The organism is Paenibacillus sp. FSL R5-0923 (genome assembly GCF_038009145.1).
In the GTDB taxonomy this organism is placed as follows: Bacteria; Bacillota; Bacilli; order Paenibacillales; family Paenibacillaceae; genus Paenibacillus_AQ.
In genome coordinates, this window is sequence record NZ_JBBPAT010000001.1 from 2,951,062 (window position 1) to 2,976,560 (window position 25,499).

Below are 25,499 nucleotides of genomic sequence, written 5' to 3' on the forward strand. Positions count from 1 at the left end.
AAGAAAGTATAAGTTTTGCACTTATACTGTATGTCTTATATTTCTCGCTTAAAGGCTTACCGTCTTTATAAGGACGCCGAAGGCGTTAATGCTTGAGTATAGAGAAAAGAAGGAGGAGCATGAATGCTCGAACAGATCGATATGTTTGCTGAAGTTTCTAATAACGGCGAGAATAGCCGTACTGGATACGATGCTGACGACATTCAAGTGCTCGAAGGTCTGGTTGCAGTACGCAAACGACCTGGCATGTATATCGGCAGTACAAGTTCTTCGGGACTACATCATCTAGTATGGGAAATTGTAGATAATGCTGTGGATGAGCATTTAGCCAAGTATTGTACGAAGATTGACTTACTACTTCGCAAAGATGGCTCAGTAACGGTGACGGACAACGGTCGTGGGATTCCAACTGGAATGCATAAGACAGGAGTGCCAACGCCGCAAGTTGTATTTACAATTTTGCATGCAGGCGGTAAATTCGGTGGATCTGGTTACAAGAAATCAGGCGGTTTGCATGGCGTAGGGGCTTCAGTAACGAATGCTTTGTCTGAATGGCTTGAAGTAGAGATTTATCGTGAAGGCAAAATCCATCGTCAACGTTTTGAATATTGGGTGGACAAGAAGGGGAAAGAGCATGTTGGCGAACCTGTAACGGGCCTTGAAATTCTGGGCAACACCAACAAAACCGGTTCGAAAATTACTTTTAAACCGGATATTCGCGTCTTTCCAAATGGAATTGCCCTGAATTATGATACGCTGGCAGAGCGAGTACAGGAGATTGCCTTTCTGAATTCCGGTCTGCGTATTACGCTGCATGATGAGCGGAGCAATCGTCAGGACGAGTTCTTTTACGAGGGTGGAGCAAGCCAATTCGTACAGTTCTTGAATGAGGGCAAGGATGTTCTACATGATGTTATTCACTTCAGCGCTGAAAAGGACGATATCGAAGTGGAAGTAGCCCTTCAGTACAATGGAGGCTATACAGAAACCTTGGCTTCCTTCGTTAACTCCATTCCTACTCGTAGCGGCGGTACTCATGAGACAGGCTTTAAGACCGCGTATACTCGTGTGTTGAATGATTATGCCCGACGTACACAGCTGCTTAAAGAAAAGGATAAGAATTTAGAAGGAAATGATTTGCGCGAAGGTATGATGGCTGTCATTAGTGTCAAAATGTCCGAGGTTGAATTTGTTGGACAGACGAAGGATCAGCTTGGTAGTGCTTCTGCTCGTAGTGCAGTAGACTATATCGTATCTGAGAATATGGCTCGTTTCCTGGAAGAAAACCCACAGGTAGCACAGAGCCTTCTGAAAAAATCAATTCAGGCCTCGAAGGCTCGGGAAGCGGCTCGCAAAGCCCGCGATGAGATCCGTACAGGTAAGAAACGTAGCGAGAGCTCGAATCTTGGCGGAAAATTATCACCTGCGCAGTCTAAGGACGTTACACGAACTGAGCTGTTTATCGTAGAAGGTGATTCAGCTGGTGGCTCAGCGAAGCAAGGCCGTGATTCAAAGATTCAGGCGATCTTGCCGCTAAAAGGGAAACCGATGAATCCGGAAAAAGCCAAGCTGCTGGATATCCTGAAGAACGATGAATATAAAGCGATCATTTCCACGATTGGTGCAGGAATTGGTCCGGATTTTACCGTCGAAGACAGCAATTATTCCAAAATTATCATTATGACCGATGCGGATACAGATGGAGCGCATATTCAGGTGCTGCTGCTGACATTTTTCTATCGTTATATGAAGCCGTTAATAGATGCCGGAAAGGTTTTTATTGCTCAGCCTCCGCTTTATAAGCTGACCCGCAAAACGGGCAAGCTGGAAACCGTAAGGTATGCATGGAGTGATGAAGAACTGCAAAATTACTTAAAGGAATTCGGCAAAAACTTCGAGCTTCAGCGTTATAAAGGATTGGGTGAGATGAACCCTGATCAGCTGTGGGAAACAACGATGAATCCAGAATCGCGTACACTGCTTCAGGTGCAGATTGAGGATGCTGCTAAGGCTGAGCGTCGTGTTTCTACACTGATGGGTGATAAAGTCGATCCACGTAAACGCTGGATTGTTGAGAATGTCGATTTCACTGAAATTGTAGAGTAGTTGCAGTTAGTAGTGCTGCAAGTGACGATAATCCCGATTTTCAAAAAGCTTGGTGATTCTTGGAACGTTGGGGAATTTTGGAACTGTAGGAGCGATAGCGCCCGCCTTTGTCTCCCGATTTTATCCGCATTAGCGGTGTAATCAAAGAAATCTGGAGACAACAGCGGCCGGAAGTCCAAAAATCCCTGGAGTGTTCATGAGAATTACCACACTATTTTAAAACGGGCAGTTTGAGGAACAGAAGGTGAGCAAAGTGAGTAGTTTATCAGAACAATTTTTGCCGGCTTTTCTGGAAGAGGTCGTCGGTGACCGCTTTGGTCGGTATTCCAAATATATTATTCAGGACCGGGCGATTCCCGATGTCCGCGATGGACTTAAGCCTGTACAACGCCGTATTCTTTATGCGATGTACGATTCTGGCAACACGCCTGACAAGCCGTACCGCAAGTCGGCCAAAACCGTCGGGGATGTAATGGGTAATTACCATCCACATGGTGACTCCTCGATTTACGACGGTATGGTTCGTATGGCACAGCCATGGAAGATGGGGCATGTTCTTGTTGACGGTCATGGCAACTGGGGCTCGATGGACGATGACCCAGCTGCGGCAATGCGTTATACAGAAGCACGCTTATCTCCGATTGCAATGGAGATGATGCGTGATATCGAGAAGCGGACGGTGCTGTTTAAGGACAACTTTGACAATACAGCCAAAGAGCCTGTGGTTGTTCCTTCCCGGTATCCGAATCTACTCGTAAACGGCACGAGTGGGATTTCCGCAGGCTTTGCCACTGAGATTCCGCCACATAACCTACGTGAGGTTATTGATGCTTGTATCGCAGTGATGCAGAAGCCGGATATTGAACTTGAAGATATCATGACCTTTATGAAAGGTCCGGATTTCCCTACAGGCGGCACTATTATGGGCGGAGACGGCATCATGGATGCTTACCGCACTGGTAAAGGCCGTATTTATTTACGCTCCAAGACTGAGATTGAAAATATGCGTGGAGGCAAGCAACAAATCGTGATTACGGAAGTTCCATTCCAGATTGTAAAATCACGACTAGTTACCTCCATGGAGAATATTCGATTAGAGAAGAAAATCGATGGCATTGCTGAAGTTCGTGATGAGAGTGGACGAGAAGGACTTCGGATTGTAGTTGAACTCAAGAAAGAAGCGGATGCCCAAGGCGTTTTGGCGTATCTGCTCAAAAAAACCGATCTTCAAATCACCTATAACTTCAATATGGTGGCGATTGTCAACAAGGCTCCGCAACAGCTTGGTCTTAAAGCCATCCTGGAGGCTTATATCGCGCATCAGCGTGAAGTAGTGACTCATCGCACCCAATTTGATCTGGAACGCGCAGAAGACCGTGCTCATGTCTTAGAGGGCTTGGTTAAGGCACTGAATATTCTGGATGAGGTCATCGCTGCCATCAAAGCATCGAAGAACCGTCAGGATGCTCAGAACAATCTCGTGTGGATGTTCGGGTTCAGTGAACGTCAAGCGGATTCTATTCTTACCTTACAATTGTATCGTCTGACGAATTTGGAGATTACTTCACTCCAAAAAGAATTGGATGAAATGATGGCAAAGATTACACATCTGCGTGGCATTTTGGAAAGTGACAAGAAGCTCGTAGCTGTAATCCGTAAGGAATTGCTGGAGATCCGCGACAAATACGGGATCGATCGCCGTTCGCTGATCCAAGGCGAAGTTGAGGAGCTTAAGGTTAGCCTTGAAGCGCTGGTCAACGCAGAGGATGTGTTAGTAGCACTTTCCGCAGACGGTTATATTAAGCGTACAAGTATGCTTTCCTTTACCCGCTCTGGTGGGGAACGTCATACATCAGGCGTTAAAGAAGGCGATCATATCGTTAAGCTGCTCGATGTGAATACCCGTGACAGTCTGCTGGTCTTTACGCGCAAGGGGCAGTACTTCTTACTTCCGGTTCACCAGATTCCAGAGTTTAAATGGAAAGAACCAGGTACTGCGATTGTTAACGTTATCGGATTGTCTAAAGGGGATGGAATCATTAGCGTGATTCCGGTCAATAATCTTGATGATCCGCAGCAAAGCCTCGTGTTTATCACCCGCAGAGGTCAGGTTAAGCGTACAGAGCTCAAGGAATACTCTACAAGCCGCTCTGGAGCCGTAGCAGCCTGTAAGGTAGCAGACGGTGATGAGATCATTACAGTGGCTACTAGTACGAATGACAAGGACATTGTACTCGTGACTCGTGAAGGAATGAGTATTAGATTCCATGAGAATGAAGTTAATCCTATGGGCCGTGTTGCATCCGGTGTAAGAGGCATTCAGCTTCGTGAGGGCGATGAGGTGATTTCTTGCTTCTGGGTCAGTGAAGATGAAGGTGAGATCCTTTCTATCTCCGATATCGGATATGCGAAACGTTCATTACTAGTGGATTATCCATCTCAAAGCCGCGGTGGCAAAGGGATGCCAACCTTTGAATTTAAGGAAGGCAAGCGAGTACGACCAAATGGCAGTAAATTGGCAGGGGCTTTCTATTGCAGAGAACCGCTGGAACTTAATGCAATTACACGGGAGAATGCACATCATACATTCTCTTCTGAATCTGCACCACTTGGAGAGCGTCGTTCTACAGGCAAACAGATTGTTCCTGTGGAGAAAAAGGATGAGATTGTTAATCTTTTCCCAGCAGTTAAGTAAAACAAACTAGTAATAAACAGATTTGTTAAAATAACTTATCAAGGTGCTTAGTCAATTCTTCTTGAGAACTGACTAAGTGCCTTTTTTTAATTTTCTCACTTATCAGTTTAGAAGATTTATTTTTCTTCTTTTGCAGGAAATGGAATTTGTTTCGCGAAAATGTAGTTATACCGGATAGAACCGCAAGGAAAGGAAGGAATCAGTGTGCACGCTTCTGAATTCAGTAAAATTTGGCATAAAATTTTAAAAGATTACAAACTACATATGGACAGTAATCTTGCCCCATCGCTAACGGATGCCCAACTCACAGTACTTGAACTGCTTCAGGAACGTGATGCCATGAAGCCTTCTGATCTGGCTCCACATCTGGCGACCAGTCCTGCAGCGGTTACTATGTTACTTGATCGGATGGAGAAAAATGGGCTTATCATTCGGGAGAGAGATGCTGCGGATCGCCGTATTGTATGGGTGAGTATAACGGAAATTGGAACGCAGGAGACTGTACGTGGTTTGAAGATCCGCAGTGATTTTTTTGCAGAAGCGCTTGATCCGATATCCTCTCATAATCAACAGCTACTACTCTATTTAATGGGCAAAATGGTTGTTACAACTGCACCGGAAGGTTCTACACCATGAATATATACAACAACACTTTATTTCAAAAAAAGAAGGCCATCCATTAACGGATAGCCTTCTTTTGTAATTCCTTGGACCATAAATCCCAAGGATGGGTTTGCGGAGGCAGGGAAATAAGTTCTACTTCTTCTTTAGTAACAGGGTGGGGAAAGCCTACAAGTGCAGACCACAGTGCAATTTGCTGTCCAGGTCTGTTCACCGAAGCCCCATACTTCTGATCACCGTATAAGGGGCAGCCGATGGAACTGAGCTGCACTCGAATTTGATGTGAACGACCGGTAAGTAAATCGATCTTGAGCAGGCTGTAACCCTCAGCGCTGCCAAGTACTGTGTAATCCAGAATGGCTTCCTTACCGCCGGGTGTTCCTTTCCGGACCACAGTGACGGTATTGCTCTTGGCGTCTTTAAGCAGCGTATCGGTAAGACGGCCATGAGATGCTGGTAGTTTTCCGTGCACGACCGTTAAGTACACCTTATGAAAGCTGTGAGTTCTGACACACTCGGATAGTCTTGATGCTGCTTTTGATGTCTTGGCAAAGATCATTGCACCCCCAACCGGACGATCCAGGCGGTGGACTAGCCCCATATAGACGTTGCCAGGCTTGTTAAAGCGTTCCTTCACATCTTCTTTGAGCAGGTTGAGCAGATCAGGATCTCCAGTAGCATCCTCCTGAACAGGAATATTCACGGGCTTCACTATGCCTAGAAGATGATTATCTTCGTATAACACTTCGAAGCGCTTCGACATTCCGTCCAGCGGCTCGTTGCTGCCAGATAAATGCTGTGTCATGGCTTACGCCTCCCAGCGTCCCAGAATACCGCATGGCAGGTTCATGCCGGAGGAAGTGATCGGAAGACCGATTTCACCGGAGGTGAGCTTCCCGCCATAACGTTTACCCATGGTCATCGACAACATATTACGTAGGACAGTTGGAGAAATCCCAGTGGTGTATGAATTGATTAGCATAAACAAAGGTTTGTCGCTCATAATTTGCATACAGCTCTCAAGGAAAGGATATAAGCTGGATTCCAGCTTCCACATTTCTCCGCCAGGTCCTCTTCCATAGGAAGGCGGGTCCATTATAATCGCATCATACTTACTACCACGACGTTGTTCACGTTGTACGAATTTGAATACGTCATCCGTGATGTAGCGAACTGGACGATCGCCCAGGCCGGACAGCTGGACATTTTCTTTTGCCCATTGCACCATTCCTTTGGCTGCATCCACGTGAACAACAGAAGCGCCGGCACTTGCGGCGGCTACAGTAGCTCCACCAGTGTAAGCAAATAGATTCAGTACTGAGATCGGACGGTTAGCAGCCGCAATCTTGTCCATCATCCAGCTCCAGTTGGCCGCTTGTTCAGGGAATAACCCTGTATGCTTAAAATTTGTAGGACGCAAATGGAATTTTAATTTTCCGTAACTAATTTTCCAATCATCCGGAATTGTTTTCTTCATTTCCCATTGTCCACCACCGGCTGAGGAACGGTGATAATGACCGTGTACATCACGCCATTTCGCTGTCTCATTGGAGAGTGGCCAAATAATTTGTGGATCCGGACGGCGCAGGATAATGTCACCCCAACGTTCAAGCTTCTCTCCACCGCCAGTGTCAATTACTTCATAGTCTTTCCAGTCGCTAGCTATATACATTTTTTAATCCATCCTTCAAAAATTCATTTAGCCTTTATTGTACATCATTTCACCATATAGCTACAAACAAAATACGCACAAGCCCAACACTCTACTTATTTTATCCAATGAAGATTATGTGTATAATATTTCCATGCTCACAGCTATTATTCTGGTAGATCAAGCAATGATTGTGTATGATCAGATATCAGAGTCTTTACAATATTTATGATCGGAGAATAGCAGCTTATGTTCAATCTTGCGCCTCTATATTTCCCGATAACTGCAAATCCAGCACAAACTAGTGAATTTCTACCCAGTCAAGCTTTGCAGCCATATATTCGCTGTTTCTGGGGTTCTGTTACACCGCGTATTCCTACAGAGGCCTCCGTTCACGTAGTGGACAAGGCATCTGGTTACGAACCTCGAATGGAAACAATTATTCCAGATACATGCATGGACATTATTTGGAATCTGAATGAGTCGACAGGCTTAACAACTACCGTTTTTTCCGGCATCAATGATGCTCCTTTTGAAGTCCCTTCAGACAGAGGGGAAGGTATGATCTCAACCTTTGGTATCCGATTTCATTTCTGGGCCGTTCATTTTTTTGCAGATGACCATCTCCGGGATGTCCTGAATGCATTTGTAGATGTGGACCAATACTTTTGTACTTTTAAAAAAGAGCTAGGATTTCTGCTGGAACAAGCAAATTCTATGAATGAAAGGATAGGGGCAGCTGAGGCTTATCTTTTTCAGCGTCTTGAGCGTGGTGGACGGACTAATGATCGGATGATGAATGCAATTTATACCCTAATTAAACAAAAGGGTGTGGTAACAGCTGAGCATTTGGAAACCAGCTCTAATCTAAGCAGACGTCAACTAGAAAGACTGTTTCAAGAATACATAGGTGTATCGCCTAAAAAAACAGCTGACCTTGTGCGATTTCAGAATGTATGGCGGGAAATGTATCAACTGCCTGTGCAGACGAAGAATATGCAGGATCTTATTTTTACGTATGGATTCAGCCACCAGCCTCATTTTATAAACAGTTTCAAGAAATATGCAGGAAGAACACCACTTGAGGCTTTAGTCTATGCGGGCAGATAAATGTCGCAATTTTGCAATACAAAGGGTGCTAGCCTTGTTAAACTCAAGTAAGAAATGAAAACAATGATGATGAGAACGAAAGGGGACAAATTATGATTTCGTCTTTTGAAGGTACTAACATCTACACTAAGGATACTGCTGCGTTGGCTGCATTTTATTCGGAGGTGCTAGGGATTCCAATTCCGTTCGAAGGCTACGGCAATTTTGATGGCGCAAAGATTGGATTCGACAAGAAGCAGCCTGGAATCATCATTTGGGATGAGACGAAATGGGAAAAGCTCACGACTGGCTTTGTTAATTTAGTATTCGGCTGCGATAATCTCGATGAGACGTACGAGCAGTTAAAGGCTAAGGGACTGGATTGTCAGCCACCGGTTACGATGGCGTATGGCGGGAAAGAAATGAATTTCCGCGATCCAGATGGTAATCACATTACCTTGCTCGAAGGAGCATACTAAATAATTTTGAACAAAAAAGGGATTGAACGCAAACATCAACCGTGTGAATAAACGGGAGTTTGCGTTTTTTTTATTTTATTCATTTGACAATGATAATCATTATCAAATAGAATGAGGGTGAAGCACACATCATTTAAATTTTATGTTTAGTAATGGGAGGAACAGAAAGATGACTAAAGTGCTAGTGGCATACGCCAGTCTAACTGGAAACACTGAGGAAATGGCTGAATTGATTGTAGAGGGAATACGCCAAGCAGGCGGTGAAGCCGTTTTGAAATCGGTCACTGAATGTAACGCGGTTGAGATAAATTCATATGAAGGCGTTCTGTTGGGAGCATACACTTGGGGAGATGGTGAGCTACCTGATGAAGCTCTTGATTTCTATGAGGAGATGGATGAGCTTGATTTGACCGCTATGAAATCAGCAGTTTTTGGCAGTGGAGACACAGGTTACGCGATTTATTGTGGAGCCGTGGACTTATTCGTGGAGAAGTTAAAGGAACGTGGAGCTGTGATATTACAGGATAGTCTTAAGATTGAATATGGCCCGAACGCTGCTGAAAAAGAAGCTTGCCGTCAATTCGGTCGTCAATTTATCGAAGCTTGTATGGTGGCATCATAGGATGGGCGGGCCAGCGGGAAGTTGGATGAAGAAACAAGTGAATTTACATACGCCTCCATATAAACGACTGCATGATTATCGAGTGGAGCACATTATGCTTGGAGGGGCCGAGAATTTATCAAGCGGAGCTCCAGCGACCGGGCTCCCACGCTGGCGCCAGCAGGTTCAATATGCTGTAGGGCATACACTTAACGACTTTTATAGTTTGCTGCCTGAAGTTCGAAGGGAGACACCGATACAATTTCTGTTAGAGCGTCGTTGGCCACCTAGGGGGGATGCTTTTCCTTCATTACTGCAATATTGGGATATCAAGACGAGTATAGCGGATGAACTAATGCGTATCGTTTCGACCAATCATTTACTGGAAATTCCGGTAATGCTATACGAGCAGTGGTATGTGCCAGTCCCGGAGCTGAGCTTGGAGCTTTCGATGATTACTCAATTAGCTTGGAATTCTACTCAGAATGGTCGAAGCCTGAACATTCAGAAATTTATGGTGAATGGCAATGAGGATACTATTGCGGGCTTTTTGCATATGACAAACGTCTTTTGTTATGCGGCTTACGGTGAACCTGCGGAGACCGTGGAAATCTACTCCTTGCTAGACGGTCGTAAATACTCTTACAAGGGAAATGCAGTCCCGTATAAGGAGTCTTTGGATTATGTTCGATTGTTATCTGTATTTCTGGAGCAGGAAGTGCACGCTGATGGCTCATTAAACTGTAGCGACCTTAGAAATGATAGAGGCGAAGCTAATGTTGGAGGCTTTGGGCTCATGTGATTACTCCTAATAATAAAATAAGGCCTCCTGCTCTACAGGCGAGAACGCCCATTAGACAGGAGGCTTTAATTCTATGGATTAGCCGATATAACGGTAATAATCCTGTTTATTCTGAATGATAAAGCCACAGCTTTCATATAGCTTAAGCGCATTGGGATTATCTAGAGCGACCTCGAGATTAATTCCATTATAGTTTTTACGTTCTCGTTCGATCGTTTGAAGAAGTGCACTTCGTCCAATGCCTAGCCCACGTAGCTTCTTGCTGACAGTAAATCCATAAATCCAGGTTTCATTATCTTCGGTCCACAGCCGCATTTTACCAACAGGTTGTCCGTCCATTTCGATCATAATATGTTCTTGCAGGCCTTCCTGTTTCTGCAGGTCATAGAGTTCGGCAGCATCTTCAGTCTTTATGTCAAAGCCTCCACAATCCAGCTCAACGAGAATTGGGGCTTCGTCTTCACGAGCAGGGCGTAAGATCACAGTCCCTGTGGCTGAGCTTGCTTCAGAAGAAGCAACCGAATTTCCGCCCCATTTCATTTGGTATTCCGCGTGATTAAACTCTAGTGGTAGCGTTTGAAGGAATGCTACACCAGATGATGAGGCAGCAGGAGCGTTTAGAAGTAGGGTATCAACATTGCCTCGTTTGATAATAGTTTGCGCTCGGTTCCACAGTGAGGAGAAGATGCCCCGTCGGCGGTAGCCTGGTCGAACCATGCCACAGACCTCCATATCGCTTCCAAATCCATAAAGTCCTAAGAAGCCGACGAGTAAATCATCTTCATATGTCACGAGCCATTCCGTATCTCCTACGCTTGATGGCTGGCGAAGCATATCCCAATTCAATTTCAGTGAAATTCCATCATATTGCTCACAGCGTTCTTGTAATTCTTCTATATTTCTCAAAGTATCAGTAGTAGTCAAACCCGTTTCCTCCTAAAGTGTATTTGAACTAAGTGTATTAGTTCGAATAGGTTAATAAAGCTTCACGGAAACGGGAACGGAGATCAGTCTCGCTCGCCTGTGTTCCCGCTCAGCACGTCCTTATACTCCGGATGCTTCTCAAATTGATGAGCTGCATAGGAGCACACAGGAACAATTTTTAAATTTTCATTTCGAGCCTTATCTACAACAGCCCGTACAAGTTCTTCACCGGTACCTTGACCGCGCAGTTCCTCAGAGACACGAGTGTGGTCAATGACCAATTCCCCAGCATCTTTATCCAAACTGTATGTGATCTCGGCAAGGTCCTTACCGTCATTCTCAACAAAAAAACGTCCTGTTCCAGTTTGAATTTGCATCTTATGGCTTCACTCCTAAAATGTTATTGCCTATATTTTACTACCACGATTTGCAAAAAGCGAGGAACGAAGCAGATTGATTGCTCGCCCTGGACGTTTGATGGCTTTCCATAGATGGATTTATCGAGGAAGTTAGGATTATTGGTGTGAATGATGCGCTCATGTTACTCAAGGCAGTTGCTTTGTAATGTTTGTTCTGCAAGAAGTCTGGCTTTGCGGAATGGGGACAGGAGGCAGACGTGATCGAGTGACTTTTGGCGAGCCGAGAAGGTGGGAGGACTGGAATTTCTGGACAAGCTAGTGTGCTGGATACGCAAGCCGGCCCAGACATTCCTGGCACTCTGACGCAGGAACATCCAGGACAGCCGGACTCATGGGAATCCTTGAGACCTCAGCGTGGCCAAAATTCCTGTTATCATAATCATCCACTAGAGCTTTCGGACTCAGATGACGCTAATTGCAAATTTTTAGCCGTTTGATTAAAGTTTCGGACTCCATTGCAGCTATTCCTTAGGAAAAAGCACAAATTAAGACGATTTCTATGCCAATAGCGCCTATGGAGTCCGATAGAACCCCAAATTGGGGGGAATACTGCTTATAAGGTCCACTGTGCCCGATAGCAACTTCGTGAGGGTATGTGTTCACCGATGGAGCCGAACTGTAATGTCCTGCTGCATATGAGTAGCAATTCCCTTTTAGACTCTCGCAATCTCAAAATCAAAGTGAGATGCAAATAAATTCTGCATTCAAACAGTAGTCAAGCAGCAGTCAATGAATTTTTATACACTCCCGTTTATAAAGTAGCTTGCGTATTCTCAGGATAATACAATAAGATTAAGAGAATATCTCACTACTGAAAAGAACCGCTAGCAGGAGGAATCATTGTGGAATACAAAGTTGAGGTTGAATTTGGATCGATTTATGAGTTATTGAATAGCTTACATACTTATCTATGCAAAAAATCCTATAAGAAGATTGACCTAGGGGTAGCGTGGGTTACTGAAATTGAAAGCACCCTAAGTGAGGAACTATTATCCCGTCTGAAGGAAACTGAACTAAACAATGAATGGAAAATGTTGAATCTGCTCATTTACTGTTGTCCATTCAAGGATGATGTAGACAGTGTATTGAACTGGATTGAAGGGTTAACAGTTGGCGAGTTATATGAGACCTTATCAAAATATGTAAAGGTATTTCCAAGCCATATGGAGGATTACCGTAATCGCGTAGTATTTTTACTCTCCGAATGGAACCGCCAGTACTTTAGTCAATGCAATCCTGCGATTCTAAGCAAATTACAACAGCATACGGATTTGAAGAACATGGAGCTTAATGCACTGGAAACTGCTGATTTTGTGAACAAAACGACCAACGGATTCTATTTCATGCCTACTGATGGGCTTAAGAAGCTTGTATTAATTCCACAGTATCATTTTCAGCCTGCTAATATCATCTATTGCTATGGTGAATTAACAATCTGTCATTATGCGGCCTGGATTTCGATGGAGAACGAGGAAATTTCACCTTTTATGTATAGAGCCATTCGTAGTCTGGGTGAAAAAAGCCGCCTGAAAATTCTCCAAGCTCTTAGCGGTGGTCGCAAAACATTCACCGAAATTGTTAAGCATGCGGGAATCTCGAAGGGGATTGTTCACGATCATATTTTTAATCTTCGTTGTGCGGGTTTGCTTCATGCCTATATTGAAGGGGAGAATGTCACCGGATATAGTCTGCGTCTGGAAGGCATTCATCGGATGAATGAGCAGCTATTTGAGTATTTAAAATAATCATTTCACAAAAAAAATATAACCATCTAAAAGTCAGAATTCTCTTATGCAGAGAGGGTTTTGGCTTTTTTTAGTTGTCTTAATTCTCATTTGATTCTGTTTATAGAGAATTTTTTTAAAGTTCTCTCTTTACAGAACTCGAAAACCTTTCTATAATGAACATCAGAAGTTATTCATACTTAACAGGTAGGAATTATAGTTATTGTTCTATTAGAGAGAAAAGGGAGATAGGTACATGAGAAAAAATGCGATTGTAATCACTTCATTACTGCTTACGGGTTCACTGTTACTTTCTGCTTGCGCTAACAACAGTAATAACGAATCCTCGTCTGGTAACAACGCGGCTGCAGGGTCCAATTCAACCAATGTGGAAGCAACAACTCCGGCAGAGACTGTTCCTGCGGGTGCGCTAAGCGAGCCTTTTACCGCAACCGATTTGTCCAAACTTCCAGCAGTTGCACAGAAACGTACAGACACCATTATCGTAGGGTTAACGGACCCAAGCGGAGCTTTTACTCCGTATTTTCAGCAAAGTGGTTATGATGGCAATGTATCTTCACTGCTATACGCTTCTCTCGTAACTGTAGACGATAAAGGCGTTCCAACACCGGAGCTTGCAGAGAGCTGGGATGATTCGGATGATCAGCTTACATACACGTTCCACTTGAGAAAAGATCTGAAATTCAGCGACGGTTCACCATTGACAGCAGATGACGTGGCTTTTACTTGGACGATCCAATACGACAAATCGTATGACGGTAGCTCCCAGCTTCCATCACTAAATGTTAAAGGCGGCAAAGCCTATAAAGATGGTACTTCTACAGCAATAGAAGGGATTAAAGTGATTGATCCACAGACGATCTCAGTGACACTTGAGCAACCAAACGCAACAGCGCTGGTACAGCTCGGCTCGAATGTTCTGTCGAAAGCTTACTATGGCAAGGACTATAAATTTGGAGATCTTGAATACATCAAGAAGCTGCATGAGAAGCCACTTGGAGATGGACCTTACAAGCTGGAAAAATTTATTCCGGGGCAAGAAGTACGTTTTGTGGCGAATGAGAATTATTTCAAAGGTAAACCCAAAACGGAACATTTCATTTATAAAACTACGGAAGGCGATGTATGGCAGTTCGTAGAAACAGGTGAGGTAGACTACGCTTCTTTTAGTGCGACAGACGAGAATATCGAGAAGCTGAAAGCGCTCGGTTTTGTGAATATTATTCCTTACACTCCAAGTACCTACGGTTATTTGCAAGTCAATCTGAAGCATGAACAGCTCAAGGATAAGCTTGTACGTCAAGCCATTGTGTACGGTCTGGATCGTCAGAGTATTTATGTAGATGCAGCGCAAGGTGCAGGCTCAATTGCCAACATCCCGGCATCCCCTATCTCTTGGTCTTACACGGAGGAAGGCATTAATCCTTACAAATATGATCCGGAAAAAGCAAAACAATTGCTGGATGAAGCAGGCTGGACAGTAGGCGCGGGTGGTATCCGTGAAAAAGATGGCAAACCGCTTACCATTCACTACCTCGGCTCTAAGAGCAAAAATACAGATATTTTCATTGCTGTAGCTAAAGAGAATTTTGAAGCACTGGGTATCGATTTCCAGCCTGAGGTTTTTGCAGACTTTAACTCTTTGGTATCTAAGGTAGAAGGCGGGGACTACGATCTCGTATCCTTCTCCACTAGTATGTTGACTGATCCGGCTGACGGGTTTATGCAATTCTTCGATGGAGAAATCACGGATTATGACAATCCGAAATTCCTGGAACTGTACAATAAAGCCTTGGCTACTACTGATATTGAAGCACGCAAAGCGGTATACAAAGAGCTGTATCAGCTCTTCAATGATGAACTGCCTATTATTTTCACAAGTTACAAAAAGACTGTATACGCCTATAACGGACGTATTGAGAATCTATCGGTCAGCCCGTTCATCGGTCTTGCTGGCAGTCTGCCAACTTGGAGCCTGAAATAAATAAAACAGTGTCCCCTGCTCTGATGAGCAGGGGACAAATCATAAGGAGTCTGTCATGAGCGCTTACTTATCGAAAAGACTGTTGTACATGGTCATTATCTTATTTGCGGCATCATTATTGATCTTCTGCCTGTATGCATCAACCCCCGGCGATTTCATAACTGGAAATATCAAATTGACTGCAGAACGTAAAGCTGAGCTGCGTGAGATCTACGGCTTGAACAAGCCGATGCTTGAGCGGTATGGAATCTGGATGAAGAATGCGCTGCATGGCGATTTCGGGTATTCCTTAGCCCAACAAAAGCCTGTGCTGCAGCTTTTTAATGATTATATTTGGAATTCCTTTCTACTGGCTGCCGTTTCCACGTTTCTGACGTGGGTGATTGCAGTTATTATTGGTGTGATTTCAGCCTATAAGCAATATTCATGGTTCGATACTCTCGTGATGATCGCTATATTCGCAGCAATGTCACTGCCGTCATTTTTTATAGGTTTATTTCTGATCAAAATTCTGGCCGTCGATCTGAAGTGGCTGCCTCCGGGTGGAATAATCACTACGGGCAGTAATGCTACGGGTCTGGCGTATTTTAAGGAGATTGTAACGCATATGACCCTTCCGGTTGTTGTTATGACCCTCCTTGGATTGGGCTCACTCACCCGTTATTTCCGCAGTAATATGATCGATGTCTTAAAACAGGATTATATCCGCACCGCCCGTGCTAAAGGCCTAAGGGAGCGAAAGGTGCTCTTTACACATGCTCTGCGAAATGCTTTATTGCCTGCGATTACTCTGGTTGGTTTCGAGCTTCCAGCACTATTTGGCGGATCACTTATTATTGAAAAAATATTCAATTGGCCTGGGATTGGCCAGCTGTATATGCAGTCCTTCGGACTTAGGGATTATCCTTTGCTGATGGGCTTTACGATGTTTATTGCCATACTTACCGTCATAGGAACGTTGCTTTCGGATGTTTTGTACCGGATTGCTGATCCTAGAGTTCGGCTATAGAGAGGAGGAAGCTGACGTGGCAGTTCAAAGTAATGTAGCGGATATCTCGAAACCACAGACCACCAAAGGAAAATCCTCTTTATTCCGGCAATCCCTTCGGAGGTTGCTCAAGAACAAGCTGGCGGTATCCGGGTTTGTGGTAGTGATCTTTATGTTTGCGCTTTGTTTTCTTGGTCCTCTGTTCTCTCCCTATACGGATAACAAAATTAATATGGCACTGATGAACAAGGCCCCTAATATGAAGCATTGGCTTGGCACAGACGCGCTGGGCAGAGATATTTTGACCCGGGTGATGCAGGCAGGACGCATTTCACTAACCGTAGGACTGGCATCAATGGTTCTTTCGGTGTTTATCGGGGCCCTTTTGGGAGCCATAGCTGGGTATTACCGCGGAATCGCCGATCAAATCATAATGCGGATTGCGGATCTTCTATTGACGGTTCCGAGTTTGCCGCTGCTCTTTATTTTTGGAGCATTATTATCGGAGTGGAAGATTCCAACGGACTACCGGATGTATATCGTTATGCTTATGCTCAGCATTGTGAGCTGGCCAGGTATGGCGCGTATGGTACGGGGGCAAATGCTTAGTCTGCGAGAACGTGAGTTTATGCAAGCAGCTGTAGTATTAGGCCTTCGGGATCGCCGTAAATTATTTAACCATTTGCTGCCGAACATTATCCCGCTGCTGATCGTTATGGCAACGCTCAACATCGGTGGTGCTATTCTGAGTGAATCGGTTCTTAGCTTTTTTGGGCTAGGTGTTATGCCGCCAACGCCAACCTGGGGCAATATGATTGACGCAGCGAATAATATGATCGACTTCAAGGATCGGCCGTGGCTGTGGATTCCGCCTGGGCTATCCATCTTCGCGACAGTAATCGCGATCAATATTTTTGGTGACGGACTCCGGGACGTACTTGATCCTAAACAGAAGAGGTAGGTGACCCTCACATGAGTGATTTAATGAATATAGACGGTCTAAGTACATACTTCTTTACGGAAGAAGGAAAAGTGAAAGCCGTTGATGATGTAAGCTTCCGTGTCCGTGAAGGAGAGACGGTCTGTATCGTCGGAGAATCGGGCTGCGGCAAAAGTGTAACTGCGATGTCCATCATGGGTCTTGTTGAAGAGCCAGGGGGCAAGGTTGCCCATGGTAAAATTGATTTTCAGGGTGAAGATTTGTTGCAAATGGACAAAAACACACTGCGAGCCATCCGTGGCAACGAGATCGCGATGATATTCCAGGAGCCCATGTCCTCTCTTAATCCTGTAATCAAGATCGGTGAACAAATTATGGAGCCGTTGATCGTGCATTTGAAGATGAATAAGAAGCAGGCGCGTATCCGGGCGATTGAACTAATAAAACAGGTAGGCATATCACGACCTGAGCAAATTGCTGATAGTTATCCACATGAATTAAGTGGAGGGATGCTGCAGCGGATAATGATCGCTATTGCTATCGCATGCAGTCCAAAGTTATTGATTGCAGATGAACCGACAACGGCGCTGGATGTAACGATTCAAGCACAAATTCTGGATATGCTTCGTGAAATTAAAGACAACTCCGGCATGTCTATTCTATTAATCACCCATGATCTGGGTGTAGTCGCGGAGATGGCTGATTACGTGATTGTTATGTACTCCGGAAAGATTGTGGAGGAGGGGGAGGTTGTTGAATTGTTCAACAATCCCAAACACCCTTATACGAAAGGGCTGCTCAAATCGAAGCCAGTTATCAATCAGCGGCAGGATGAGCTGTATTCCATACCAGGTCAAGTGCCAAATCCGCTAGAGCTGGTACCCTCTTGTTATTTTCATGACCGCTGTGAGCATTGCATGCCTGTATGTGTCAGCCAGCAGCCCCAGCTTAAAGAAGTGGCCAGCAGACAAAAGGTAGCTTGCTGGTTGTATGAGGAGGCGGTTGTTCATGCCTGAGGCACTGCTTGAGGTCAATCATCTGAAGAAATATTTCCCTGTCACTAAGGGATTGCTTAACCGGACGGTTGGGCATGTAAAGGCTGTTGATGATATTAGCATCACGCTTCAGCCAGGGGAGACGTTTGGGCTTGTAGGAGAATCCGGGAGCGGAAAGAGTACGGTCGGACGGACGATTTTACGGCTAACGGATAAAACGGCAGGCGAGATCAAATTCAAAGGGATAGACATTCATTCTTTGTCTCCCGCTGCATTGCGAAATATCAGACCCCAAATGCAGCTAATCTTTCAAGACCCGTATAGCTCACTTAACCCTCGGGTCCGCATAGGTGATGCTATCGGAGAAGCTTTACTGGATCATGGGTTATGCTCAAAATCAGAGGTTCGTGATCGGGTGCTTGAGGCGCTTGAGGCATGTGGTTTATCCTCTTATCATATTGATCGCTTTCCGCATGAATTCTCAGGAGGACAGCGACAACGGATCGGAATCGCGCGTGCGCTTGTGCTGAATCCTGAGCTAATCATTGCAGACGAGCCAGTCTCGGCCTTGGATGTGTCCATCCAAGCACAGATTATTAATTTATTTAGTAAGCTGCAGCAGAGCCGTGGGCTCACCTATTTGTTTATCTCCCATGATTTGAGTGTGGTTGAGCATTTATGTTCAAGAATCGGTGTTATGTATCTTGGATCTATGATGGAGACGGCTTCTAGAGATGAATTATTTAAGAATCCGCTCCACCCGTATACCAAGGCATTGCTATCAGCTGTTCCAATACCTATACCCAAGCTGAAAAGGGAAAGAATTGTCCTTAAGGGGGATATCCCAAGCCCAGTGAACCCGCCTTCCGGTTGTAAATTTCATACCCGGTGTCCCTATGCACAAGAGGTTTGCAGATCTGAAATCCCGGTATTCCGGGATGCCGGCAATAACCATTTTGTAGCTTGTCATTTGGTCTGATAGCTGTCAAAGATACAATGATGATTCGCTCCTAAGTCTTGAATAATTAAAGTTGAATTGTATAATAATACAATTTGACCTTATTTTTGCCTGTGCTCAAAAATTTTTAAGGGTTTCGAAGCCAGGTTAATGGGGTAATAGAGAGTGGTTAGGTTAGACGTACATATCTAATCGGTCTAGTATAAAATCCCTACTTAGGAGGAATCATCGTGAATACAACAGTACGTTTGACAGAAAGATCCGGCTCGACTTCTTCACAGCGCAGAAAAGGCTTTGTACCGGTAGTCGTGTACGGTGCAGGTTCAGATAGCCAGTCCTTTACAGCGGATGCTAAGACAATTACCGGGATTTTGGCTAATAACCCTCGGGCAGTATTAACCTTGGAATTACCAGACTCGGGTAAAAAGAACGTTGTCATCCAAGAAATCCAGCGCCAGCCAGTATCCAAACAACTGCTGCATATTGATTTTCAACAAATTGATATGAAGGCTAAATTGGATACAAAAGTGGCATTCCACTTTACAGGTGATCCAGTAGGTGTGAAGAGTGGCGGCGTGCAGCAAATTGAATTGCATGAGCTGGATATTCGCACACTTCCAGATAAATTAACGGCATCCTTTGAGGTGGATCTCAGTGGACTAGATATTGGTGATCAATTGCTGGTGTCTGATCTTCCGAAGCATGAAGGCTGGGAAGTATTGACGCCTGAGGACACTTTGATTGTCCGGATCGCACCTCCAGCAGCTCAAGAGCCAACCGATGAAGATGCTGCTGAACCAGCTGCAGTCGAAGCTTCTGGTGAAGATAAAGCAGAATAGAATAGTGATTAAATCATAAAGAGCAGATAGAATCCTACCCAAGGAGCTGTCTGCTCTTTTTGTTTTGTCTTCGTGAACACGAATTAATAAAATAAGTGCGGTCTTTCGTATAGTTTCTTAAATGGGATTTATGGTTGTTTCGCCTCATTTAGTTAAAATTTTACAGAAAATCGTTGACGAATAGGCCGCGAAGGCTGAAAATGAGGACAATTACCATGGTAAAGAATTCAAAAGTTCCTGTTGTCGCTGTTTGAAAACGCTTTAGTATTATGCTTCAAAGAACTCTCATTGCCCAGTTCATCATGATTATGAGGAGGAAAGTTATGAAGATGAGGAAGCTGTTTTCGATCTTAATGACAAGTCTGTTGGTGCTTGGGGTAGCTCTACCTTTTGGTGGAAAAGCGAGTGCAGATGCCACAAGTGATGCTTCAAATCGTGCTTTAATCTGGTTGAAGGCCCAGCAGGATGCAACAGCGGGGTATGCTTTTGAGGGATTGGTAGATAGCTTTGAGGATTTCTGGGGTCCAAACAACCCCAAACAGATTGTATACACGTATGATCAAGCTGTTGCAGCCATTGCCTTTATTGTAAAAGGTGAGCGGGCACGGGCAGAGCAGGTGTTGAACAAAATGCGGGACATTCAGGACCCTTCGGGCTTCTGGCTGAACTCTTATTGGTATAACAATGGCTACGGAGAAGAAATTCGTAAACATGTGGGGCCGGTTGTATGGATGGCAATGGCAGCTATGGCTTATGAAAAGCAATATAATGACACGCGATATCGTCCGATGGCGCTCAAAGCGCTCGATTGGAGCTTACAGTATAAAAAAGCAAATGGCAGTATCGCAGGAGGATGGAGTGCTTGGAGTAACTCTGATGAGCCTTGGAGCTCTACCGAGCACAATATCGATATTTACCGGGTGCTGCAGTATTATGCTTCGGTAGATTCCTCCAAGGCAGCCACGTATAACAGTGCAGCTTCTGGAGTGAAAACATTCCTGGATAATTATGTGTGGGATGACAGTGTCAAACGCTTCAAGGGAGGCTGGAAAAACGATACGAATTTGATCGACCCTAAAATTCCATTGGACGTGAATCCATGGGGAGTATTGGCCTTAGGAGTATCCGGCACCCATAACTACGGTGCAAGCTTAACTTATGTGGAAAATGCCTCCGGCACCCCGGGGACCCTTGCAAATCCGCGTTACAAGCAGACGCTTACTTACAATGATGCTGGGAATACGCTGACCGGCTATGATTTTGACTGGACGGATGAAGTTTTACCCGCATATGACGATAACGGGAATCAAATCGGTAATACGGGTGCTGATGTATGGTTTGAAGGAAGTGCATTTATGTCGCTCGCCTACTTTATGCAAGGCAATGTATCCAAAGCGGATGCCATTAACACTGAAATTATTAAAAAGCAAGGCACAAGCGGCGCTTCACTAGGGGGAATCCCCTATTCGCTGAAAGGGACCAGCAACAGCTATTGGGTGATGGCACAGCAAAACTGCGTGTCCAGCACGGGTTGGTTAATTCTATCACTACACCGGTTTAATCCATTCACAGGTCAATACTTGACGGGTGGTGGTAATACTGGAGATACGACAGCACCTACTGCACCTGCTAATCTGACAGTAACCAGCAAGACGGATACAGCAGTTAACATGAGTTGGTCTGCTTCAACTGATAATGTTGGTGTAACGGGATATCTTGTTTATCGTGGAACACAGCAGGTAGCCTCTGTGGCAGATACTACAGCTACTGTTACTGGACTAACTCCAAGCACAGCCTATACGTTTACAGTAAAAGCTACGGATGCAGCGGGTAATCTATCATCCGCTAGTAATGCCGCAACAGTTACTACAAATCCCACTGGAGGCAGCGGAGGCGGTGATCATGTGACGGCTGACTTTACAGCAGGGGTAACGAGACTTTCTTCAACAGAAGCGAGCATTTATATTACACCTGTGACCAGTGCTCTTTATGTAGATGTGCATTATAAGGTTAACGGGGGGCCACAACTTAATTACCGGATGACCAACAGCTCAGGTACATGGGAGCAGACGGTGAGTGGGTTAAGTGCTGGCAGCAGTATTGAGTACTGGTTCACTTATGAGAAATCCGGTCCACAATATGATTCAGCGCATTATACCTATGTGCAGTAAGGTTAATGAAAGACTTAAACGATAAGATTTGTAGATAGAGCAAGTGAAATAAAGAAGGCTGTCCCAGATGCCATAGTATTGGCTCGGGAGGGCTTTCTTTTCTTTGTTTTAGGCTATGTTAAATCATATTGTTGATATTTAAGTTTTACGAACGTTTGTTCTGTTATTAAGATGACACTATGGTAAGGAGTTGATTACCCATTGGATTTGAAGGAAATGAAGTGAATTCCAACGGAATCATTCCAAGGTATCGTCGAAATGGACGAGGGGTTTAGTGCAACAAATTTACTTTTACAACGTATATATAGTGCTTCCATATTTAGGGATATTAAAGGGATTAAGAGGAATGTTACTGAAGTATATCTACGAACTAACAAGGTTTTCCATTAGTATTAATTCAAATAATTAGAGGTGATTTCATGAACAAATCTGGATTTTTATTTTTTATTGCTGCAATTATATTTTTAATATCAGGATGTCAAAAGGCTGGTTCCAACGATGAATTAGCTAAAGCGCAGGTGCAGGTTAGTGCATTAGGATCATCATTTAGTATCCCTACACTGGATGGATATGAAGTTAGTTATGTACAACATAAATTCCCTCCAAAGGACAAACAAGGCAACTTTATTGGAGATAATCAAGAAGTTTTAGTCACATATACGAAAAACAAAGGGAAACAGGAGAAGTTAACAAAGGAACAAAAAGCGTCCAATGAAAGAGAAATCATCTACGGACCTTATCAAGGAGAAACACTCATTGAAATAACCTATAGCAATACTCAAGTTGATTTGAACGATGCTGATATTATTGATATTAGCGGCAATCAGGTGCAAAAAATAAAAAAAGTGATTATACGTTTTTAGCATTCAATACTTCAAAAGGTTCAATCACTTTAAAGTTCAACAGTTTGGATGAGGATACAATTCTAAGCATTGCTCAACAAGCAGTAAATGAAAATAAATAGGATGGAGTCAGAGACTGCTTATGCTATCATGGATGCTTCGGAAAAACTTTCAATTGCTTTGAAGAGCTTGTTTAAACCTGACGGTAAGAATTTGTCAAGATGGAGGGAAGTTTAACGACCTTACCCATTACCATATGCATCTCATTCCGAGGTACGAAGGTGATGGATTTATCTGGGGTGAACCATTACACCCACATGGTGCTGAAAAACGATTAAGCCAAACCCAAAAAAGATTCTGAAGACATTAAGTGAGGAAAAGAGAAGGAGTCGATAAAGACTCCTTCTCTTTTTGTCATAAATTAATATGCCTAGCTTAAATCAAAGAATACAGTGAGGGTAAAAGAGCGAAGATCCTCCTCTAGACGGAGGTTCACTCTTTTCTTGTGTCGTAAAATCTTGGAGGGAAACTTTAATGCAATGATTTGTTGCAGTAGGAGATTTAAGGAGGAGTGTTTTATTTACAACGTAACAGTGTTATGTTACGATGTTTTCGAGGAGTGATCGCATATGGAAGATGATTTGATTTCGAAGAAGCAACTACTGGATTTAACCGGTATTTCATATGGGCAATTGTACCGCTGGAAAAGGAAGCAGTTAATCCCCGAGGAATGGTTTATTCGCAAATCTACCTTTACTGGACAAGAGACTTTTTTTCCTAAAGAGATGATCTTGTCGCGAATTCACAACATTGTGAATATGAAAGATGGGCTTTCTTTGGATGAAATGGCTGATAAGCTATCGGATAAGGCATCCTTTGAGAAGGTGAGTTTAACTGCTAAGGAAATTATAGAACGTAACATTGTTTCGACAACAACACTGAGGAAATTTGGAGAAAGTCTCGGTGATGAAAGTAAATATACTTTTGAGGAGCTCGTTCATTTATTCGCTGTAGACCGCCTGCTTAGTGCTGGGGAAATGAGTATGGAGGAGGCGGAGCTTCTGTTTCGCACTTTGCAGGAGAAAGTTTCAAGGCTCAAGAGTGGAAGCTGGGAGTTGTTTTTTGTCCGGAAAATGGGGGTTTCATCTTTCATTCTGGCACAAGCGCCTGCGGAGTTATGGTTTGATGAAGGGGTTAGATTAGTCAGTAAAATGACATATGCAGATTTGATCGAACAATTGAAAGGTAAGCTTGCCTACAAGCTTGTTGAATAGGAGGAAGAGTAATGGACAAACATCAGCTGCCTGATTTGATAATAAACGGGGTTAGTGGTGGGGCCGGAGGTACTTACAACAACGTAAACATGGATGGTGTAGGTAAAGTAGTCGGACCGATTGTGGCGCGAATGTTTAAAGGAAATGGGCATATGAATTTGAATGATGATCTCGCAGCAGAAGAAGCAGAATGCAACGGGGTCATCAAAGTGATGGGTAATATGCGTTTTGGCACCCTAAAGGTGGATGGGGTTCTTAATGTAGGTAAGAGTTTTCGAGGTGAAAGCTGTACCCTTAACGGAATGGTGAGTGTCAAAGGGGATTGTGAGCTTGAGGATTTCGTAGGTGAAGGTAGCTTTAGTGTTGGTGGTTTACTAAGTGCCGGTCATGTGGATTTCAAACTGCAGAGTCAAGGGAAGGCTAATGAAATTGGTGTGGAGAGCCTCGTGATACGGCAAGTGAATAATGGGTTTTGGAGTAAGATGTTTAGCGGAATCATCCCTAAGCTTCGGCCTGAGCTATGTGCTCGAACGATCGAGGGAGATTTTATAGATGTAGAATATACAACTGCGGATATCATCAGAGGAAATATTGTCATTATTGGCCCAGGCTGTACACTCGGACGGGTAGAGTATCGCGAACAAATTACAGTGCATCCAGAGGCTAAGGTTGGAAAGGTGGAGAAGGTCGGTGAATGATAATCTGAAAATAATTGGAACAACATCTTCAGCCGGTGGTTCTTTCAAAGATGTTAAGATCACTGGAGAATGCAAATTCGCTGGAGATGTGAATTGCGAGAAGATGAATCTGACTGGAAATGCCAATATAGCTGGAAATCTGCATATGAAGCAAATGAAAATCACTGGCGAAATTGCACTCGAGGGTAATCTTGAAGGGGATTCCTTACGTGGACAGGGTGAAATAAAAGCAGCCTCCGTAAAAATCGATGAGCTTCATCTCTACGGAAATTTGGATGTGAAGGGTGATTGTGAAGGGGAAAAATTGCAAATTTCTGGTGCCTTAAGCGTAGCTGGATTACTTAGTGCTGAGCATTTGGAGATTAAATTGTTTGGTCCAAGTAGTGCGAAGGAGGTTGGGGGCAGTATCTTAACCATTAAGAAGAGTAAAACGGGGAGACTGCTGCATATGATGAAGCCAACTTCGAAAATACTGTTTGAAGCGGGGCTAATCGAAGGCGATGTTATTGATCTGGTCAATACAAAGGCTAGTATGGTAAGGGGAGAACGTGTAATCATTGGTCCGGATTGTGAAATAGAAACGGTGGAATTCCGCGATACACTAGAAGTTAATAAGCACGCAACAGTGAAGCATCAAGTGAAGATATAAAGACAATATTATAGTTATTTTTTGAGAAA

24 protein-coding genes and 1 pseudogene are annotated in these 25,499 nt (G+C 44.0%); 21 read left to right on the forward strand and 4 right to left on the reverse strand.

Annotation, left to right across the window (positions count from 1 at the left end):
• Nucleotides 1–123: 123 nt before the first annotated feature.
• From parE to MKX35_RS13130, 3 genes are all read left to right on the forward strand, one after another.
• Nucleotides 124–2,106: a DNA topoisomerase IV subunit B gene (gene parE / locus MKX35_RS13120; RefSeq protein ID WP_042190046.1), complete on the forward strand. Its 1,983-nt coding sequence runs from the start codon at nt 124–126 to the stop codon at nt 2,104–2,106.
• 253 nt (nt 2,107–2,359) lie between these two features.
• On the forward strand, nt 2,360–4,801 hold the full coding sequence (gene gyrA, locus MKX35_RS13125; RefSeq protein ID WP_042190043.1) for a DNA gyrase subunit A: 2,442 nt from the start codon (nt 2,360–2,362) through the stop codon (nt 4,799–4,801).
• A gap of 204 nt (nt 4,802–5,005) precedes the next feature.
• On the forward strand, nt 5,006–5,437 hold the full coding sequence (locus tag MKX35_RS13130; RefSeq protein ID WP_076284605.1) for a MarR family winged helix-turn-helix transcriptional regulator: 432 nt from the start codon (nt 5,006–5,008) through the stop codon (nt 5,435–5,437).
• A gap of 43 nt (nt 5,438–5,480) precedes the next feature.
• Here the strand turns inward: MKX35_RS13130 and MKX35_RS13135 are convergent, their stop codons facing one another.
• Nucleotides 5,481–6,227 (reverse strand): RluA family pseudouridine synthase, encoded by a 747-nt coding sequence (locus MKX35_RS13135; RefSeq protein WP_256716308.1) that lies wholly within the window; start codon nt 6,225–6,227, stop codon nt 5,481–5,483.
• Nucleotides 6,228–6,230: 3 nt separating this feature from the next.
• Nucleotides 6,231–7,094 (reverse strand): class I SAM-dependent methyltransferase, encoded by an 864-nt coding sequence (locus MKX35_RS13140; RefSeq protein WP_042129425.1) that lies wholly within the window; start codon nt 7,092–7,094, stop codon nt 6,231–6,233.
• 228 nt (nt 7,095–7,322) lie between these two features.
• On the opposite strand from MKX35_RS13140, the gene MKX35_RS13145 reads away from it, so the two are divergent.
• The 4 genes from MKX35_RS13145 to MKX35_RS13160 all read left to right on the forward strand — a co-directional run bounded on the left by MKX35_RS13145 (nt 7,323) and on the right by MKX35_RS13160 (nt 10,044).
• A complete protein-coding gene (locus MKX35_RS13145; protein ID WP_076299602.1) occupies nt 7,323–8,183 on the forward strand; it encodes a helix-turn-helix domain-containing protein in 861 nt (286 codons plus the stop codon).
• Nucleotides 8,184–8,275: 92 nt separating this feature from the next.
• Nucleotides 8,276–8,641: a VOC family protein gene (locus MKX35_RS13150; protein WP_076299603.1), complete on the forward strand. Its 366-nt coding sequence runs from the start codon at nt 8,276–8,278 to the stop codon at nt 8,639–8,641.
• Between the two features lie 169 nt (nt 8,642–8,810).
• Entirely contained in the window at nt 8,811–9,263 is a 453-nt protein-coding gene (locus MKX35_RS13155) for a flavodoxin (protein ID WP_042190032.1), read from the forward strand.
• 25 nt (nt 9,264–9,288) lie between these two features.
• Nucleotides 9,289–10,044, forward strand: coding sequence for a hypothetical protein (locus tag MKX35_RS13160; protein ID WP_143759463.1), 756 nt, complete (start codon nt 9,289–9,291; stop codon nt 10,042–10,044).
• Between the two features lie 78 nt (nt 10,045–10,122).
• On the opposite strand, the gene MKX35_RS13165 is transcribed toward MKX35_RS13160, so the two are convergent.
• Both MKX35_RS13165 and MKX35_RS13170 read right to left on the reverse strand, forming a co-directional pair.
• On the reverse strand, nt 10,123–10,968 hold the full coding sequence (locus tag MKX35_RS13165) for a GNAT family N-acetyltransferase (RefSeq protein ID WP_076299605.1): 846 nt from the start codon (nt 10,966–10,968) through the stop codon (nt 10,123–10,125).
• 83 nt (nt 10,969–11,051) lie between these two features.
• Nucleotides 11,052–11,345 carry a GNAT family N-acetyltransferase gene (locus tag MKX35_RS13170; protein WP_076299606.1) on the reverse strand — a complete coding sequence of 98 codons (294 nt, stop codon included), beginning with the start codon at nt 11,343–11,345 and terminating at the stop codon, nt 11,052–11,054.
• 254 nt (nt 11,346–11,599) lie between these two features.
• On the opposite strand from MKX35_RS13170, the gene MKX35_RS13175 reads away from it, so the two are divergent.
• The 14 genes and pseudogenes from MKX35_RS13175 (at nt 11,600) to MKX35_RS13235 (ending at nt 25,470) form a co-directional block, all read left to right on the forward strand.
• The gene (locus tag MKX35_RS13175) at nt 11,600–11,824 is read left to right on the forward strand and encodes a hypothetical protein (protein WP_076299607.1); all 225 of its coding nucleotides are present in this window, start codon (nt 11,600–11,602) and stop codon (nt 11,822–11,824) included.
• Between the two features lie 405 nt (nt 11,825–12,229).
• Nucleotides 12,230–13,132 (forward strand): ArsR/SmtB family transcription factor, encoded by a 903-nt coding sequence (locus MKX35_RS13180; protein WP_076284609.1) that lies wholly within the window; start codon nt 12,230–12,232, stop codon nt 13,130–13,132.
• A gap of 235 nt (nt 13,133–13,367) precedes the next feature.
• Nucleotides 13,368–15,116 (forward strand): ABC transporter substrate-binding protein, encoded by a 1,749-nt coding sequence (locus tag MKX35_RS13185; protein ID WP_076299608.1) that lies wholly within the window; start codon nt 13,368–13,370, stop codon nt 15,114–15,116.
• A gap of 55 nt (nt 15,117–15,171) precedes the next feature.
• A complete protein-coding gene (locus tag MKX35_RS13190; protein WP_042190021.1) occupies nt 15,172–16,125 on the forward strand; it encodes an ABC transporter permease in 954 nt (317 codons plus the stop codon).
• Between the two features lie 16 nt (nt 16,126–16,141).
• Nucleotides 16,142–17,065 (forward strand): oligopeptide ABC transporter permease, encoded by a 924-nt coding sequence (gene opp4C, locus MKX35_RS13195; protein ID WP_256716309.1) that lies wholly within the window; start codon nt 16,142–16,144, stop codon nt 17,063–17,065.
• 11 nt (nt 17,066–17,076) lie between these two features.
• On the forward strand, nt 17,077–18,060 hold the full coding sequence (locus MKX35_RS13200) for an ABC transporter ATP-binding protein (RefSeq protein ID WP_076284612.1): 984 nt from the start codon (nt 17,077–17,079) through the stop codon (nt 18,058–18,060).
• A complete protein-coding gene (locus MKX35_RS13205) occupies nt 18,053–19,018 on the forward strand; it encodes an ABC transporter ATP-binding protein (protein WP_076299609.1) in 966 nt (321 codons plus the stop codon). Before MKX35_RS13200 ends, MKX35_RS13205 begins: the two co-directional genes overlap by 8 nt.
• Nucleotides 19,019–19,227: 209 nt before the next feature.
• Nucleotides 19,228–19,836: a 50S ribosomal protein L25 gene (locus MKX35_RS13210; RefSeq protein ID WP_052404365.1), complete on the forward strand. Its 609-nt coding sequence runs from the start codon at nt 19,228–19,230 to the stop codon at nt 19,834–19,836.
• Nucleotides 19,837–20,159: 323 nt separating this feature from the next.
• Complete coding sequence (locus tag MKX35_RS13215) at nt 20,160–22,007, forward strand: fibronectin type III domain-containing protein (protein ID WP_081382895.1); 1,848 nt, start codon at nt 20,160–20,162, stop codon at nt 22,005–22,007.
• A 419-nt stretch (nt 22,008–22,426) separates the two neighbouring features.
• Nucleotides 22,427–22,870 carry a hypothetical protein gene (locus MKX35_RS13220; protein WP_076299610.1) on the forward strand — a complete coding sequence of 148 codons (444 nt, stop codon included), beginning with the start codon at nt 22,427–22,429 and terminating at the stop codon, nt 22,868–22,870.
• A gap of 114 nt (nt 22,871–22,984) precedes the next feature.
• Nucleotides 22,985–23,210, forward strand: a pseudogene (locus tag MKX35_RS31870) (HIT family protein); the annotation flags it as partial.
• A gap of 268 nt (nt 23,211–23,478) precedes the next feature.
• Entirely contained in the window at nt 23,479–24,123 is a 645-nt protein-coding gene (locus tag MKX35_RS13225) for a YhbD family protein (protein ID WP_076299611.1), read from the forward strand.
• 11 nt (nt 24,124–24,134) lie between these two features.
• Entirely contained in the window at nt 24,135–24,821 is a 687-nt protein-coding gene (locus tag MKX35_RS13230; protein ID WP_076299612.1) for a hypothetical protein, read from the forward strand.
• Nucleotides 24,814–25,470, forward strand: a complete 657-nt coding sequence (locus MKX35_RS13235; protein WP_076299613.1) for a hypothetical protein — start codon at nt 24,814–24,816, stop codon at nt 25,468–25,470. Before MKX35_RS13230 ends, MKX35_RS13235 begins: the two co-directional genes overlap by 8 nt.
• Nucleotides 25,471–25,499 lie beyond the last annotated feature (29 nt).

Coding starts and splice junctions, on each gene's coding strand:
- MKX35_RS13225 (WP_076299611.1), top strand. CDS start 23,479: ATGGAAGATGATTTGATTTCGAAGAAGCAACTACTGGATTTAACCGGT.
- MKX35_RS13150 (WP_076299603.1), top strand. CDS start 8,276: ATGATTTCGTCTTTTGAAGGTACTAACATCTACACTAAGGATACTGCT.
- parE (WP_042190046.1), top strand. CDS start 124: ATGCTCGAACAGATCGATATGTTTGCTGAAGTTTCTAATAACGGCGAG.
- MKX35_RS13170 (WP_076299606.1), bottom strand. CDS start 11,345: ATGCAAATTCAAACTGGAACAGGACGTTTTTTTGTTGAGAATGACGGT.
- MKX35_RS13155 (WP_042190032.1), top strand. CDS start 8,811: ATGACTAAAGTGCTAGTGGCATACGCCAGTCTAACTGGAAACACTGAG.
- MKX35_RS13215 (WP_081382895.1), top strand. CDS start 20,160: ATGAAGATGAGGAAGCTGTTTTCGATCTTAATGACAAGTCTGTTGGTG.
- MKX35_RS13200 (WP_076284612.1), top strand. CDS start 17,077: ATGAGTGATTTAATGAATATAGACGGTCTAAGTACATACTTCTTTACG.
- MKX35_RS13145 (WP_076299602.1), top strand. CDS start 7,323: ATGTTCAATCTTGCGCCTCTATATTTCCCGATAACTGCAAATCCAGCA.
- MKX35_RS13220 (WP_076299610.1), top strand. CDS start 22,427: ATGAACAAATCTGGATTTTTATTTTTTATTGCTGCAATTATATTTTTA.
- MKX35_RS13135 (WP_256716308.1), bottom strand. CDS start 6,227: ATGACACAGCATTTATCTGGCAGCAACGAGCCGCTGGACGGAATGTCG.
- MKX35_RS13205 (WP_076299609.1), top strand. CDS start 18,053: ATGCCTGAGGCACTGCTTGAGGTCAATCATCTGAAGAAATATTTCCCT.
- MKX35_RS13140 (WP_042129425.1), bottom strand. CDS start 7,094: ATGTATATAGCTAGCGACTGGAAAGACTATGAAGTAATTGACACTGGC.
- MKX35_RS13185 (WP_076299608.1), top strand. CDS start 13,368: ATGAGAAAAAATGCGATTGTAATCACTTCATTACTGCTTACGGGTTCA.
- MKX35_RS13190 (WP_042190021.1), top strand. CDS start 15,172: ATGAGCGCTTACTTATCGAAAAGACTGTTGTACATGGTCATTATCTTA.
- MKX35_RS13160 (WP_143759463.1), top strand. CDS start 9,289: ATGAAGAAACAAGTGAATTTACATACGCCTCCATATAAACGACTGCAT.
- MKX35_RS13230 (WP_076299612.1), top strand. CDS start 24,135: ATGGACAAACATCAGCTGCCTGATTTGATAATAAACGGGGTTAGTGGT.